This is a genomic window from Flavobacterium sp., assembly GCF_004211145.1.
Classification (GTDB): domain Bacteria; phylum Bacteroidota; class Bacteroidia; order Flavobacteriales; family Flavobacteriaceae; genus Flavobacterium.
The window spans coordinates 19,231-33,698 of record NZ_SEBS01000005.1; the positions used below are offsets into that span (position 1 = coordinate 19,231).

At 47.3% G+C, this 14,468-nt stretch carries 14 protein-coding genes; 6 read left to right on the top strand and 8 right to left on the bottom strand.

From position 1 onward, the window contains the following. Window positions 1-325: 325 nt before the first annotated feature. Window positions 326-1,021, bottom strand: coding sequence for an ABC transporter ATP-binding protein (locus EOO50_RS03435; RefSeq protein WP_290837940.1), 696 nt, complete (start codon window positions 1,019-1,021; stop codon window positions 326-328). 9 nt (window positions 1,022-1,030) lie between these two features. Continuing rightward, on the bottom strand, window positions 1,031-2,500 hold the full coding sequence (locus EOO50_RS03440; protein ID WP_290837942.1) for a DUF5687 family protein: 1,470 nt from the start codon (window positions 2,498-2,500) through the stop codon (window positions 1,031-1,033). Window positions 2,501-2,633: 133 nt separating this feature from the next. On the opposite strand from EOO50_RS03440, the gene EOO50_RS03445 reads away from it, so the two are divergent. Beyond that, window positions 2,634-3,689 carry a ferredoxin--NADP reductase gene (locus tag EOO50_RS03445; protein ID WP_290837944.1) on the top strand — a complete coding sequence of 352 codons (1,056 nt, stop codon included), beginning with the start codon at window positions 2,634-2,636 and terminating at the stop codon, window positions 3,687-3,689. A gap of 47 nt (window positions 3,690-3,736) precedes the next feature. Here the strand turns inward: EOO50_RS03445 and EOO50_RS17700 are convergent, their stop codons facing one another. Genes EOO50_RS17700 through EOO50_RS03465 form a run of 3 tightly spaced genes read right to left on the bottom strand, consistent with a single transcriptional unit; the run spans window position 3,737 to window position 6,167 of the window. Next, window positions 3,737-4,519: a GNAT family N-acetyltransferase gene (locus EOO50_RS17700; RefSeq protein ID WP_363331701.1), complete on the bottom strand. Its 783-nt coding sequence runs from the start codon at window positions 4,517-4,519 to the stop codon at window positions 3,737-3,739. Then, entirely contained in the window at window positions 4,516-5,517 is a 1,002-nt protein-coding gene (locus EOO50_RS03460; protein WP_290838113.1) for a glycosyltransferase family 9 protein, read from the bottom strand. The genes EOO50_RS17700 and EOO50_RS03460 overlap by 4 nt, the downstream gene beginning before the upstream one ends. Window positions 5,518-5,567: 50 nt before the next feature. Continuing rightward, window positions 5,568-6,167 (bottom strand): DUF4254 domain-containing protein, encoded by a 600-nt coding sequence (locus tag EOO50_RS03465; RefSeq protein ID WP_290837946.1) that lies wholly within the window; start codon window positions 6,165-6,167, stop codon window positions 5,568-5,570. Window positions 6,168-6,225: 58 nt separating this feature from the next. Here EOO50_RS03465 and upp point away from each other — a divergent pair, with 58 nt between their 5' ends. After that, window positions 6,226-6,879 carry a uracil phosphoribosyltransferase gene (upp, locus tag EOO50_RS03470; protein WP_290837948.1) on the top strand — a complete coding sequence of 218 codons (654 nt, stop codon included), beginning with the start codon at window positions 6,226-6,228 and terminating at the stop codon, window positions 6,877-6,879. Here upp and EOO50_RS03475 read toward each other — a convergent pair. Next, window positions 6,874-7,803 (bottom strand): hypothetical protein, encoded by a 930-nt coding sequence (locus EOO50_RS03475; protein WP_290837950.1) that lies wholly within the window; start codon window positions 7,801-7,803, stop codon window positions 6,874-6,876. The genes upp and EOO50_RS03475 overlap by 6 nt on opposite strands. 48 nt (window positions 7,804-7,851) lie before the next feature. Here EOO50_RS03475 and EOO50_RS03480 point away from each other — a divergent pair, with 48 nt between their 5' ends. Beyond that, the gene (locus EOO50_RS03480) at window positions 7,852-8,076 is read left to right on the top strand and encodes a uracil phosphoribosyltransferase (protein WP_290837952.1); all 225 of its coding nucleotides are present in this window, start codon (window positions 7,852-7,854) and stop codon (window positions 8,074-8,076) included. Here EOO50_RS03480 and purD read toward each other — a convergent pair. Further along, window positions 8,068-9,345: a phosphoribosylamine--glycine ligase gene (gene purD / locus EOO50_RS03485; RefSeq protein ID WP_290837954.1), complete on the bottom strand. Its 1,278-nt coding sequence runs from the start codon at window positions 9,343-9,345 to the stop codon at window positions 8,068-8,070. The two genes, EOO50_RS03480 and purD, sit on opposite strands and share 9 nt — an antisense overlap. Before the next feature lie 116 nt (window positions 9,346-9,461). Between purD and EOO50_RS03490 the strand changes: the two genes are divergently transcribed. From EOO50_RS03490 to EOO50_RS03500, 3 genes are read left to right on the top strand one after another with little or no spacing between them, the layout of a single operon-like run. Beyond that, window positions 9,462-10,784, top strand: a complete 1,323-nt coding sequence (locus EOO50_RS03490; RefSeq protein WP_290837956.1) for a phenylacetate--CoA ligase family protein — start codon at window positions 9,462-9,464, stop codon at window positions 10,782-10,784. 56 nt (window positions 10,785-10,840) lie between these two features. Beyond that, window positions 10,841-11,938: a UDP-N-acetylglucosamine 2-epimerase (non-hydrolyzing) gene (gene wecB, locus EOO50_RS03495; protein ID WP_290837958.1), complete on the top strand. Its 1,098-nt coding sequence runs from the start codon at window positions 10,841-10,843 to the stop codon at window positions 11,936-11,938. Further along, window positions 11,923-13,101, top strand: a complete 1,179-nt coding sequence (locus EOO50_RS03500) for a glycosyltransferase family 4 protein (protein WP_290837960.1) — start codon at window positions 11,923-11,925, stop codon at window positions 13,099-13,101. The genes wecB and EOO50_RS03500 overlap by 16 nt, the downstream gene beginning before the upstream one ends. On the opposite strand, the gene EOO50_RS03505 is transcribed toward EOO50_RS03500, so the two are convergent. Next, window positions 13,098-14,465 (bottom strand): undecaprenyl-phosphate glucose phosphotransferase, encoded by a 1,368-nt coding sequence (locus EOO50_RS03505; protein WP_290837962.1) that lies wholly within the window; start codon window positions 14,463-14,465, stop codon window positions 13,098-13,100. The two genes, EOO50_RS03500 and EOO50_RS03505, sit on opposite strands and share 4 nt — an antisense overlap. Between the last annotated feature and the right edge of the window lie 3 nt (window positions 14,466-14,468).

Genomic DNA, 14,468 nt, shown 5'->3' on the forward strand with positions numbered 1-14,468 from the left:
GATTCGACGAAACGCAGTGGAGTCAAATCGAAAAGATTCGGCGAAACGCAGTGGAGACAAATTCAAAAAGATTCGGCGAAACGCAGTGGAGTCAAATCGAAAAGATTCGGCGAAACGCAGTGGAGACAAATTCAAAAAGATTCGACGAAACGCAGTGGAGACAAATTCAAAAAGATTCGGCGAAACGCAGTGGAGTCAAATCGAAAAGATTCGGTGAAGCGCAGTGGAGACGAATCCAAAAAAGATTGAAGCGGGTCAGCACGACGGCGGTTTTTACTCGTGAACGGCAGGCGCGGATCGTTTGACCGCCGGCACGCCCAAAAAATTAAACCGCGAAGAATTCCTCGAGCTCTTTCAATGTTTCGGGCGATGTCTGGATGTCTTTCACGATTTCGCCTTTCTGGAGCGCGACGATTCGGTTGCAGACTTCGACCGTGTGCGACAGATCGTGGCTGGAAACCAGAACGGTCACATTGTCGTCCTCGGCGAGTTCGGTGATGATTTTCTTGAGGCGGTTTACGGTCGTCGGATCCAGATTGGCGAACGGTTCGTCGAGGATCACGACCTCAGGATTTCCGATAAGCGCCGCGATGATCCCGACTTTTTTCATATTCCCTTTCGAGAGATCGCGCAGGTATTTCTTGCTGTTCAAAATCTCGCCGTTAAAGAATTCCTCGTGTTTGGCGAGCAATGCGTCGACGTCGGCCTTGTTACGGTTTCGGATGTCGCCGATGAAGTAAAAATATTCCTCGGCCGTCAAATATCCGATCAGGAAACTCTCGTCGATGAACGCGGCAGTGAACGGTTTCCAACCTTCGCTCGCGTCGACCTGGACGTTGTTGTTTACGATTTTACCTGTCGTCGGTTCAATCAAGTCGAGCAATAAACTGAAGAACGTGGTCTTGCCGGCGCCGTTGTTCCCGACAAGCCCGAAACTTTGTCCTTTCGGAATATCGAGATTCGAAATGTTGAGAACCGTCGTGCCGTTGTATTGTTTTGTGAGTTGTGAAACGTGTATCATGATTGATGATTATGATTTTTGTTTGTAGGCTTGAATCGTCTTGTACTTTTCGCGTTTGTAGATGCGTTCGATGACTGAGAACATCTTGTTTCGGAACGCCAGTCCTGCAATCCCGAAAATGGCGAGCAACGCGCATCCGAACATTTCGTTTACGGTATAATATCCGATACCGTAGATCGCGATCGGAAGCAGCATTTTGGGCAACGTGATCAACAGCGTCTTTACGTTGAACGCTTGCTTGTCTCCGAACGCCTGCTTGCTCGAGCTCAAATCGATAGGCGTTTTCACGTAAGCGCCCGCAAATAAGACGAGGTAGGAATTCACACCGATGTTGTAGATCGCGCCGACGCAGATCAGCAAATAGACTTTCCATCCGAACATCAGATAAAACGATGCGATTATCGTGGAAATAACCGTCGCGATTGAGATCAGCCACCATTTCGAGGCGAGATATTCCTTGTATTTTATGTTCTGGCTCATCATCAATTGATAATAGGCGCTGTCCCAACTCGGCACGAACTGGCCGAACGTGAACATGAATCCGCCCGAGACGAAAATGCCCGCGAACACTTGCCAAAACGGACCGCGATAGGTTTCGATGGCGCCCGTCATGAAGATCAGTCCATAAAAAATAAACAGGAAACTCATGATAACCGTGGTGCGCGAACGCTTGTTTCGTTTCAACAGCCGAATGTCGTTCTTTAGGAAAACGCCCATGCTCCCGAATTGGTTGAGCCAGTTGAAATCCTCGCTTTTGGCGATGTCGGTCTTCTTTGCCAGGCCAGTATCAAGCGACAATCTTTTGTCGAAATATCTGAACGCGCCCCAGTATAAACCGCCAAGGAAAAGCATCGGGATCAAAAAGCCATAATACGTCGACGATAACAATTGAAAGATTGATTTTGTGTAGACCGTGACGTCGAACCATCCGTAATACGTAGCGAAAACGAACGCCAACACGACGATGAGCACCGGATAGAAAACGCTGTTCTTATTGTTGACCATCAAGTTGATGAAATTGTTCGCCAAGATCAACGCGACGATTGAGAAATGCCACAAGATCATGTGCAATTTGTCGGGCTCGTAGATCAGTAGCGAAATCGTGAACGGGATCAACACGAACGCATGCGCGAAATTGAAGAACGAAATCACGCTTTTTCCCATCGCGAAATGCACGATCGTGCTGCGTTTTATGGGCGTGATGAGCAGCGGCTTGATGTTCATCACTGGCATTTTCTGCATGAAATACCTGATGATCAAGTCGCCGACGAGATAAAAAATAATGTACTGATTGATCACCTCAAGCGGTTTTAACCCTGCTTTTTCGAGACCCGGATACATGAAAATTCCCGCTATGACGAACATGAACGCGAAGTAAGCGGCGAACAATCCCATGAAAATCTTCATGACGAGATTCGCGCCGAATGCCGATGAACGGAAAAAAGCCTTCCATTCGAGCATGAAAAAGTGTTTGAACATATCAGTTTTCGTTGTTTGTGTATTGGTTCATAAAAGTACGGAAATGTTACGTTAAAATCGTTTTAGGATTGAAATCGATAACCAAAGCCAAAAAACACCTCACGTTTTCGTACTTTTGCAAAAATTTTCGAACATGTCAACGTTCTACAAACTCAACATACAGGAAGTAAGACGCGAAACACCTGAAGCGATTTCAGTTTCGTTCCGCATTCCCGACCAACTAAAGGATTACTATAAATTTACGGCCGGTCAATACATCACGCTTAAATTCACGCTTGACGGAGAAGAATTGCGCCGCGCGTATTCGATCTGCTCCGCTCCCGGAAGCGACGAACTGCGCATCGCGATCAAAGCCATCAAACCGGGCGCGTTCTCGAATTTCGCGAACAACCAATTGAAGGCCGGCGATACGATGGAAGTCGGATTGCCTGAAGGAACGTTCACGTTCACGCCTGAAGCCGGACGCCGCAAAAACTACGCAGCCTTCGCCGCAGGAAGCGGAATCACGCCCGTAATGGCTATCGTGCAAAGCGTTTTGGCGAGCGAACCAAGCAGTACTTTCGTATTGGTTTACGGCAACAAAACGCCCGAGCATACCATATTTTATCAAAAGATTCACGAACTCGAACAACAATATACGGGTAGATTTTTCGTACATTTCGTATTCAGCCAAGCGAAGGTCGAGAACCAGCTTTTTGGTCGCATCGAGCGTTCGACGGTGAATTTCATCCTCAACAACAAGTTCAAGGAAGTGGAATTCGACAAGTTCTGGCTGTGCGGTCCTGAAGAAATGATCATGACCGTAAGTACGGTTTTAAAAGAGCACAACGTCAAGGAAAAAGACATCCGTTTTGAACTTTTCGTGCCGCCAAAGACTGAGAAACAACTCGAAGAAAAAACCATGGAAGGACATACCAAAATAACGGTAATGGTCGACGACGAGGAAACCACGTTCGAGATGTCGAAAAAGCAAACCGTTCTCGAAGCGGCTTTGAAACAAGGCATCGACGCTCCGTATTCTTGCCAGGGCGGAATCTGCAGCAGCTGTCTGGCGCGCGTCACCAAAGGTTCGGCCGAAATGGCGAAAAATGCAATTTTGACCGACGGCGAAATCGCGCAAGGTTTGATCCTGACGTGTCAGGCGCATCCGACTTCAGACGAAATTTTCGTGGATTACGACGATGTCTAAACCGCCAAAAATATAAATGAAAACGCTGTCCTGACCGACGGCGTTTTTTATTCGAAGACTTTTTCCATCTTGATGTCGGCACGTTCGTAAAGACCCGATTCGAGCGGGATTTCGACGAACCCGAACTTGCGGTACAAATGGATCGCGTTCTCCAATTTCGTGTTGGAATACAAAATCAATTTCCTGATGCCGCGTTTTCTCGATTCGTTGAAGCAGTGTTTCATCAACATATTCCCGATGCCGAAACCTTGGAATGCGTGAGAAACCGCCATCTTTCCAAGTTCGAAATCTCCGTTCGTTTTTTTAAGCAACGACGCCGTTCCCACGATTTCGCCGTTTTTCCTCGCGTAGAAAATACAACCGCCTTTGTCGAGAATTTTACCTTTCGGGTCTGACAGCGAACGCGCATCGCCTTGCTCGACCTTGAAATATTTCTCGAGCCATTCGTAATTCAGGATTTTGATGTCGTCTTTGTATTCGTCCGAATAATCGATGATCTCGATGCGATCGCCTTGGGATTTTGGTTGGGAAATAACGAGAAACGTCAAATCGCGATCGGTTCGGTTCGAAATCCGATGCAACGTCTTGGGCGCAATGTGAACGCTTTCGTTTGCACCGACGATTATTTCCTCTTCCGAAATCTCAAACGTCGCTTCGCCTGAAAGCACATAAAAAACCTGCTGGCTGTTTACGTGATAATGCAAAATTTCTGATGTTCCCGATGGCATTTTCTCGCTGATCACGCTCAAATCGTCGGATTTCAGCAAATGCCAGCCGTCGCAATTTTCTCCCCAAGAATAGTGTTCGGCATTGGCGATCGATTTCTTCATGGCGTTTGCGATAACGAATTGATTTTTTGGACAACCGTTTCGGGCGAAATCGTGCGCATCGCGTCTTCGTAACCCGAGACGATTTTGTTTCCGTAAACCGACGTCGGCAACAATGGAAATTTCTCGCGATCTGACAACAAAGCGTTCGACTCCGATTGCGCGAACGGATAAAATCCCGCAAACGGATGCGTGGCGCCCCAAAGCGTTACGGTTTTCACGCCGAACATCGCGGCCAAATGCGCATTTCCCGAATCCATGCTGAGCATCAGATCGAGGTTTTGGATCAGGTTGAGTTCCTGTCCGAGGTTAAGTTTTCCGGCGACGACGATGACGTTCGGTTGCTGTGCGACGAAAGATTCGAGTAGTTTTATCTCATCGAAACCAGCTCCGAAAAGGAGGATTTTGTTGGACTCGTTTTTTGCCAATTCCGAAATGACTTCGCGCATCAAATCAAACGGATATTGTTTCCCCGCATGCTTTGCAAATGGCGCGATCCCGATCCATTTCTGGTTTTTGTCGCCCGAAATCGCGCTGACTTCAGCTGACAGACGTTGCTTCGTCGGAAATTCCGGATTCGATAAATCGATTTGAAATCCGAGTTCGCGAAATACGTCGGCGTAACGCTCGAACGTCGATTTCAGCGGTTTGAAGATTTTATTCTCGGCTCTTGTCAACGCTTTCTTCTCGTCGCGGCCTTTGTCGATGTGCGCGATTTTTCGCCCGACGATCGTAAAGAAAGCCCGAACGATTTTTGAGCGCAGCACGTTGTGCAGATCGGCAACCGCGTCGACGTCCGACTTTTTCAAATCGGAGTACAATCGATACAATCCCAAAATTCCTTTGTGACGCTGGTTCAGATCGACCGCGAAGAATTCAACGTTCGGAATTCCTTCAAAAAACGGCTTGAAAAACGCGCGAGAAACCATTGTGATTTTTATCGCGGGATGTTGTTTCACGAATGCGCGCAAAACAGGAACCGTCATCGCGACGTCGCCCATGGCGCTCAATCGGATGACGGCTATATGTGAAATCGGCTTGGGCAAACCGTTTATTTTTTGTACAAAACAGGGTTCAATTCCTCGTCGTTGTACATTTTCATTTGTTTGTAGACTTTCATGAATTTGTCGCCGTTTTCGATGTCGTGAAGCAGATCGTCGATCGCGGTCGACAAATCGCTGCGTTGCTCGAGCAAAATATTTAATTTAAGCTGACAGGCGTCGCGGTGCGCTTGCGGAGCATCAATTCGTGTCGCTTCCTCGTTCATGTGATAGATCTTGAGCGCCAAAATCGAAAGGCGATCGAACGCCCAGGCAGGACTTTCGGAGTTGATTTTCGCATGCAGTTTCACGCGCACATCCGAATATTTTTTTAGGAAATAACTGTCGATGAATTCCACCATGTCCGTGCGTTCCTGATTCGATGCGTCGATGCGTCGCTTCAATGTCAAAGCGGCAACCGGATCGATATTCGGGTCGCGGATAATGTCCTCAAAATGCCATTGCACGGTGTCGATCCAATTCTTGAAATACAGCAAATGCTCGAATTCGCTTTTGTCGTACGGATTGTTGATCGGCTGGTCGACGTTGTCGAACTTGTGGTAGTCGTTGATGCTTTGCTCAAAAACGGAATAGGCTAATTTTGCGAACATGTTGTTGATTTAAAATGCAAAGATACTTTTTATACTTTTACCGTAAACATACTTACTTATGCTCACTCGCTATTTATCTGAAAACAACAGCATCCTCAACCATTTTCTGGCGCAGATCCGCGATGTCGACGTGCAGAAAGACAGCCTTCGTTTTCGCAGGAATATCGAGCGGATCGGCGAAATCATGTCATACGAGATCAGCAAGCGATTGCAGTACAAAACGATTTCAGTAAACACGCCTTTGGGCCAAAAACCGACGACGGAAATCGACGAACAATTGGTCCTGTGTTCGATTTTACGAGCGGGTTTGCCTTTGCATTTGGGGTTTTTGAATTACTTCGATGCGGCCGAGAACGGTTTTATTTCGGCATACCGACATCACTACAACGACGACGACGATTTTGACATAAAAGTCGAATACCGCGCGATGCCGTCGGTCGAAAACAAAACGTTGCTTTTGGTCGATCCGATGCTCGCGACAGGACAATCGATCGTCGCGGTTTTGGATACGTTGCTCGCTTTTGAACAACCGAAAGAAATCCACATCGCGGTCGTGATCGCCGCGCCCGAAGGTGTCGAATTTCTCGAAAAACAATTGCCCCAGAATTGCCATTTATGGGTTGCCGCGCTTGATGAAAAACTCAACGAAAAAAATTACATCGTCCCGGGATTGGGTGATGCGGGCGACTTGGCGTATGGCCAGAAATTATAGCTGAAGGAAAAAACAAACGATCGCCAACGCCGCGGTAATTCCCGCAATCAACTCGCGATTCAACTGGCTTTGCGACGTTTCTAAGATCGTCGAAGCCATGATGGCCAAAGGTGCGAACGCGTAAATCAGCGTGTCGTTGCTTTTGTGTGGCGAGATAATGAAGATGGCAACCGCGATAAAGAACGCCGAAATTATTTTCTTGTAGGTCGCCTGGATAATCAACGGACGATTCGACAACGTGAGGAACGTCACGACCACGAAATACGCCACGACCGGAGAAAAAAGCGACAAGGCGATGTTTTGTTTGGTGTCGGTGAAATAATCAATCGTCAGATCGATCGGAATATTTTGTAATACGAAGTCGATCCACGCATCATCGAGCAACAACGCGAAAAGGAAAAATGTGGTCGTAACGGCAACGAAAGCGATGAACGGCAACAGCCAATTCCTGAAATCGCGAGACACGTGGAACAGGATCGAGATGAAAACGAGCACGATGAAAAGGATGCTCCAAAAGTGGAAAAGCGTGGCGACGAAAACCCAAACCGAGGCGTCGAAAATCTTTTCCTTGGGCGTTTTCAACGAATGTAACGACACCAATCTCCTGATCGACAATAAGATAAAGAAATTCGAGATCACGAGGTTGAAATTGTCGAACACCGACGGGAAGAACAGCAAAAACAAAAAGTAAAACAGTATCGTATACGAATTGTCCCGACTCAAACCGTTTTTCTTGACGATGAAATTGAGCACGAACAACGACCCGAACACCACTCCGAACAACAGCAATTTTTCCAGGATCGAGGCCACGGTCGGTCCTTCACCCGGAACGCTGATTTGATAGATCACATAAAATACCGCGACTGCCCCGATGAGGACCGCGTAATTAAATGGCGTAGATTTTCGGAAAAGGCTTGCTATCATGCCAATATTTTATACTTTTGTGAGACCAAATTTAATACTTGTCCAAAAATGAGAGCATTTTTTGAAGCGATACAGTGGCTTTTCGTAGATTTCCTTTTCAAACCGCTTGACTGGTTGAGAGCTTTGGAATTGGAAACATGGTTTGGAGCCAACCTGATCAACTGGGTTTTCATGTTCATCTGCGCCGGATTCACATACTATTGGATCAAGCAAATCAACATCACCAAAGACGCTGACGAACAGGATACGACCGCGCATTCGTTCTTAGGCTAAGTCGAAACCGATATCCTTACGATAATACATCGTATCAAAATGTAGCTTTTCTATATTTTGATACGATTTTTTTATGGCCGATTGGTAATCGTCACCGTACGATGTCACGGCAATCACGCGGCCTCCGTTCGAAACGACATTTCCGAAAGCGTCCAATTTCGTTCCCGCGTGGAATACCAGAGAATCTGAAATCGCGTCCAATCCTGTAATCAATTTTCCCTTTTCATAATCTTCGGGATATCCGCCCGAGACAACCATGACGGTCGTTGCCGCGCGGTGGTCGATTTCGAGTGCGACTTCATCGAGGCGTTCGTTCCAGACCGCGAAAAACAATTCGACGAGATCCGACTTTAAACGCGGGATCACGACCTCGGTTTCAGGATCGCCCAATCGCACGTTGTATTCTATGACCATCGGATCGTCGCCTACTTTGATCAATCCGATGAACACGAAACCTTTGTATTCGATACCGTCCTTGTGCAGGCCGTCGACAGTCGGTTTCACGATGCGTTCTTCGATTTTCTCGAGGAATTCGGCGTCGGCAAACGGAACCGGTGAAACCGCGCCCATTCCGCCCGTGTTCAAACCGGTATCGCCTTCCCCGATGCGCTTGTAATCTTTGGCCGTCGGAAGAATTTTATAGCTTTTCCCGTCGGTCAAAACGAAACAGGAAAGTTCGATGCCGTCCAAGAATTCCTCGATCACGACTTTCGCCGACGCCGCTCCGAACTTTTGCCCGACGAGCATATTTCGCAATTCAGCTTTCGCCTCTTCAATATCCTGGATGATCAAAACGCCTTTCCCGGCAGCCAATCCGTCGGCTTTGAGAACGTAAGGCGGTTTTAGGGTTTCCAGAAACTTGCAGCCTTTCTCGACGGTTTCGGCCGTGAAACTATCGTAGGCCGCCGTCGGAATTTTGTGTTTGATCAAAAACTCTTTCGCGAATTCCTTGCTGCCTTCGAGCGTCGCACCGAGTTTCGATGGCCCGATAAGCGGAATTCCCGAAAGCGCCTCGTCGGATTTGAAAAAATCGTAAATCCCGGCAACGAGCGGATCTTCAGGCCCGACGACGACCATTTCCACATTTTTCTCAATAACCAATTCCTTGACCGCCGCAAAATCAACAGGTGAAATGTCGACGTTCGTTGCGATTTTGGCCGTACCCGCATTTCCGGGCGCGACTAAAAGGTTGGTACAAAGCGGGCTTTTGAGAAGCTTCCAGGCCAAAGCGTGTTCGCGGCCACCGGATCCGAGCAGTAAAATGGTCATGTTGAGTCGTGTGTTTTAGATTGTCAAAAATACTCGCTTTTGGTGGGAATGGCAATATATTTTAATTATTTGCGGGTCGCTGCGTTTAGTGCTATTTTTGGTAAAAATTTACTCGCGTGCCCGGAATTTTCGACTTATCGCTTCAACTAAACGGATTCCCGATCAACGCGGCGAAGCGTGAACTCGAGGCGATTTTGGCCGTTCCGGAAACCGATTACGCAGATTTCATCGAACGCAAAAAATCCGAGATCGTCGAATTCCATCTCGCGAATAATCCGTTCTATCAAGAACTTGCCAAAGCATCGGGATCCAAAAACTGGAACGATTTGCCCGTCATGCGCAAAAGCGATTTCCAGCGACCGCTTTCGCAGCGGCTTTCCAATGGTTATTCCGAATCCAATGTCTTCATCAACAAAACTTCGGGCTCGAGCGGAAACCCGATGACGTTCGCCAAAGACAAACCGTGTCATGCGCTTGTTTGGGCCAATATTATCCGACGTTTCGCATGGTACGGAATCGACTTCAATCGTTCGTGGCAAGCGCGTTTTTACGGTCGGTCACTCGATTCGATCGCCAATATCAAACTCAAAGTCAAGGATTATTTGAGCAAGCGGCATCGGTTTGACATTTTCGATTTGAGTGACGAATCGCTCGAAAAAGTCGTAGCAAAATTCAGGTCGAAACGCTTCGATTACATAAACGGTTACACGAGCAATATCGTACAGCTCGCAAAATTTCTGCGCAAGGAAAATACTGTTTTGAACCGAATTTGTCCGACGTTGAAAGTGTGCGTCGTCACATCGGAAATGCTTTTTGCCGACGATAAGAAGTTGCTCGAAACCTGGCTCGGCGTTCCTGTCGTGAACGAATATGGCGCGTCGGAACTCGAAGTCATCGCCTTTCAAAACTTGGACGACGAATGGCAAGTCAACGCCGAAACGATTTTCGTGGAAATTTTAAACGAGCACGACAAACCTGTTCCGAATGGGAATAAAGGCCGAATCGTCGTGACGAGTTTGTTCAACAAGGCGCACCCGTTCATTCGATACGATGTGGGCGATTACGGGATTCTCGACGAGAAAAGCACGGCCAAGAAACCGTTGCTCAAGAAATTGGTCGGACGCACAAATGATTTTGCGATTCTTCCGAGCGGTAAAAAACCGGCCGGAATGACGTTCTACTCCATCACGAAAAAACTGTTCGAAGACGACGGAAACGTCAAGGAATTTGTGATAAAACAAACAAAATTAGATACTTTTGAAATCGATTATACGAGCGAAAGACCGCTTAATGGCGACGAGAAAATCCGAATGGGAAACATCATGGAAGATTATCTCGAACCCGGCCTGACGTTCGTTTTCAATCACAAACCTTTTTTGGAACGCACTGCTTCGGGGAAACTGAAACAATTCGCCTCCATCATAAATAAAAGTCAGTAATCTCAAACCGTAGCGTCTCAGGTACTCAGGTATTCAGGCACTCAGGCACTCACAAAATGAAAATCACAATAGTCGCCGGCGCACGGCCCAATTTCATCAAGATCGCCCCGATCATCAAGGCGATACAAGACAAACGCGATTCCGGCGCCGATGTCGATTTCCGACTCGTGCACACGGGCCAACACTACGACAAGAACCTCAGCGATACGTTTTTCGAGGAACTCAATATTCCGCATCCTGACGCCAATCTCGAAGTCAAAAGCGGTTCCCAGGCCGTCCAAACAGCGGCGATCATGGTTGCATTCGAACAGGAATTGCTTGCGAATCCGACCGATTTGGTTCTGGTCGTGGGCGACGTAAATTCCACGATGGCGTGTGCGATCGTCGCCAAGAAACTCAATGTGAAAGTCGCGCATGTCGAGGCCGGGATCCGATCGGGCGACTGGACGATGCCCGAGGAAATCAACCGCATCGTCACCGATTCGATCACCGACTATTTCTTTACGACATCGACTACGGCAAACGAAAACCTCTTGAAATTCGGAGCCGATAAGAACAACGTGCATTTCGTAGGGAACGTGATGATCGATACGCTCACGCAGAATTTGCCTCGCATCAAAAAACCTGATTTCTGGGATGAATTCGGGCTTGAAAAAGACAATTACATCGTTTTGACTTTGCACCGGCCGTCGAACGTCGATGAAGAGAAATCGCTTCAGCATTTACTGCTCGGCATCGATAAATTAGCAGGAGATAAAAAAGTCGTATTCCCGATCCATCCGCGCACGAAAGCGATCTTGGGCGACGCGGAACTCGACTTCAAGAACATCGTGTATGCCGAACCTCAAGGTTATCTCGCGTTCATGTACCTGATCAAAAACAGCTTTGCGGTGATTACCGATTCGGGCGGAATTTCAGAGGAAACCACCGTTTTGGGCATCCCGTGTTTCACGATGCGAGAAAATACGGAACGTCCAGAAACGCAAACGATCGGCACTAATACGCTTGTGGGAATTTCAATCGAAAAACTCGAAAAACACTTCACCGAATTCCTTCAAAATGGCAAACGCGAAAGTGGCATTCCTGAACTTTGGGACGGGAAAGCGTCAGAAAGAATCATCGAAATTTTACTTTCAGGATGGAAGAAATCCTAATCGTATCAAATTATTATCCGCCTGAAAAAGGTGCCGCGGCCAATCGCATCGAGCAATTGGCGCTTAAATTGTCGCAGCACGATTTTGCGGTTTCGGTGATTTGCCCGCTTGGGAATTATCCCGAAGGAAAACTTTTTTCAGAATACAGAGGCAAGTTCTCGGTCGTTGAAAATCGTCAAAATATTACGGTAAACCGGCTTTGGATTTATCCGAGCAACAGCAAGAATATCGCGAAACGTCTGTTGTCGATACTTTCGTTTTCGACGGTTTTGTTCTTTAGGTTGCTGTTCGGGAAATTGCCGCAAAAAGTCATCGTGCAATCGCCGCCGTTGCTGCTATCGTTCATCGCGGTTCTGGCACTGAAATTCCGAAGCAGGAAAATCATCCTGAATGTTTCCGACTTATGGCCGATGGCCGCGCTCGAGCTCAAGGTGATGGAATACGGTTGTTTTTCGCATAAATTCGCGCTGTTTTTCGAGAAATTCATCTACAAAAACGCGTCGTTGGTTTTGGGTCAGTCCGATGAGATTCTGGCGCATGTCGGACAAATGTTTCCCGACAAAAAACGCTTTTTGTATCGTAATTTCCCCGACCACAAAGAGGTTTTTAATTTCCGACCGTCGGATTCGGGCAACATAAAAATGTTTTACGCCGGATTGCTGGGCGTGGCGCAAGGCGTTTTGGAATCGTGCGAGAAAATGCAGATTCCCGCCAACTTCGAATTCCACATTTTTGGCGACGGAGCCGAGAAAACGCAAATCGAATCGTACATCAAATCGCATCCTCAAAAAAACATCGTGTTTCACGGCATGGTGGATCGCAAAGTACTGCATTCGAAACTCGAGGAATTCGACATCGCGTATGTTCCGCTTGCTACGAGGATTTACGGTTCGGTGCCTTCAAAAATTTTTGAATACGGCGCGCTCGGCATGCCGATCCTGTATTTTGGCGGAGGCGAAGGCGAAGATATCGTGCGTGAAAATAAATTGGGCTGGGTTGCCCGAGTGGAAGATTTCGCGCAATTGAATACCGTATTGTCCGACATTTCGAACCTCGGAAAAACGGAACTACAGCCTATGAAAGTTGAAATTCTGGAAACGGCGAAACGCAATTTCAACCTCGACAACCAAATGTCGGAACTGATCTCGCAAGGCGTTTTCTAGTACGCTTTCGCTTCTCCCTTAAATATGTTGATGATGGTTTGCAGGATGATCTTCAAATCGAGCAGCAGCGACCAATTTTCGATGTAGAACACGTCGAACTTGATGCGGTTGATCATGTCCTCGTCAGTTTCGATTTCACCCCGGAAGCCGCGAACCTGCGCCAATCCTGTGATTCCAGGTTTTACATAATGCCTGACCATGTATTTCTTGATCTTCGATCCGTAGGCTTTGTTCTGCGACCACAAGTGCGGACGCGGCCCGACAACCGACATGTCGCCAGCCAAGACGTTGATGAATTGCGGCAGTTCGTCCATGCTCGTCTTGCGTAAAATTCGGCCGAGTTTCGTGACGCGCGGGTCGTTTTTTGACGCTTCCTTCTCGGTGGTTTTATTCATGCGCATCGATCGGAACTTGTAGCAGTAAAATTCTTCCTCATCGAGCCCGGGACGTCCTTGTTTGAAAAATACAGGACCTTTCGACTCAAGTTTTATCAGGACCGACAAGACTGGAACGAGCCACGAAAGCACGAAAATGATGATGAAAAGCGAGAACGCGATATCGAACGCGCGCTTGAATGCTTTTACGATCGGTTCGTGCAATAAGGTGCGTTGAAGCGAAAGCACGGGGAAAAATCCGTAGTAATCAATTTTTAGGTTCTTGGCGAAAATCTCTTTCGTGTCGGGAATGAATTTTATCGTACGGTTGTTGTCGTCGGCGAATTCGACCAAGTCCTTGAGCTGGTCGTTCGTAATTTCATTCAGTGAGCAATAAATCTCATCGACGCGGTTTTCGAGCACGAATGATTTAAGTGAATCGAGTTTTCCCTTGATGTTTTCGTTCGATTTCTTGTCTGAAAAGAATCCCATGAAACGATATCCGTAATCGTTCCTGTTCTCGAAGAGTTGCTTCAGGCGGATGGCTTCGGGCGTATAACCGATGATGACCGCATTCCTGAAATTGCTTCCCGTGATGATGCGGTATTTCTTGAGGTAATAAAACAGCAACCATTTGAAAACCGTGATCAATGCCATCGACGAACACATGAAAAGTGCGATCGCCCGCCCGCTGAAAATGGTCTCCTTGGCGAACGGGAAAAATGCGATGACGAGCAAAAGGAATAAAATTCCCTGGCGGACGAGTTTCGACAGAATCTCGACAGGCGTCGTAAAACGGTACACGCCATAGAATTTTATGAGGAATGCGACCGAAATCCAGACCGCGTTTTGATACGGTAAATAATATTCGAGATTGAGATTTAAGTCACGGAAAAAAAACAACGACAATACGTTGATAACCAACAAATCAAGCACAATACTAATAGGCCTGATGAATTTGGAATATCTACCGCTTTGCGCTGCCGTCATATA

Excerpts from the sequence above, each read along its gene's own strand:
- upp (WP_290837948.1), top strand. The coding sequence starts at position 6,226 with ATGCTCACTCGCTATTTATCTGAAAACAACAGCATCCTCAACCATTTT.
- EOO50_RS03445 (WP_290837944.1), top strand. The coding sequence starts at position 2,634 with ATGTCAACGTTCTACAAACTCAACATACAGGAAGTAAGACGCGAAACA.
- EOO50_RS03500 (WP_290837960.1), top strand. The coding sequence starts at position 11,923 with ATGGAAGAAATCCTAATCGTATCAAATTATTATCCGCCTGAAAAAGGT.
- EOO50_RS03435 (WP_290837940.1), bottom strand. The coding sequence starts at position 1,021 with ATGATACACGTTTCACAACTCACAAAACAATACAACGGCACGACGGTT.
- EOO50_RS03440 (WP_290837942.1), bottom strand. The coding sequence starts at position 2,500 with ATGTTCAAACACTTTTTCATGCTCGAATGGAAGGCTTTTTTCCGTTCA.
- wecB (WP_290837958.1), top strand. The coding sequence starts at position 10,841 with ATGAAAATCACAATAGTCGCCGGCGCACGGCCCAATTTCATCAAGATC.
- purD (WP_290837954.1), bottom strand. The coding sequence starts at position 9,345 with ATGACCATTTTACTGCTCGGATCCGGTGGCCGCGAACACGCTTTGGCC.
- EOO50_RS03460 (WP_290838113.1), bottom strand. The coding sequence starts at position 5,517 with ATGGGCGACGTCGCGATGACGGTTCCTGTTTTGCGCGCATTCGTGAAA.
- EOO50_RS03480 (WP_290837952.1), top strand. The coding sequence starts at position 7,852 with ATGAGAGCATTTTTTGAAGCGATACAGTGGCTTTTCGTAGATTTCCTT.
- EOO50_RS03505 (WP_290837962.1), bottom strand. The coding sequence starts at position 14,465 with ATGACGGCAGCGCAAAGCGGTAGATATTCCAAATTCATCAGGCCTATT.
- EOO50_RS17700 (WP_363331701.1), bottom strand. The coding sequence starts at position 4,519 with ATGAAGAAATCGATCGCCAATGCCGAACACTATTCTTGGGGAGAAAAT.
- EOO50_RS03475 (WP_290837950.1), bottom strand. The coding sequence starts at position 7,803 with ATGATAGCAAGCCTTTTCCGAAAATCTACGCCATTTAATTACGCGGTC.
- EOO50_RS03465 (WP_290837946.1), bottom strand. The coding sequence starts at position 6,167 with ATGTTCGCAAAATTAGCCTATTCCGTTTTTGAGCAAAGCATCAACGAC.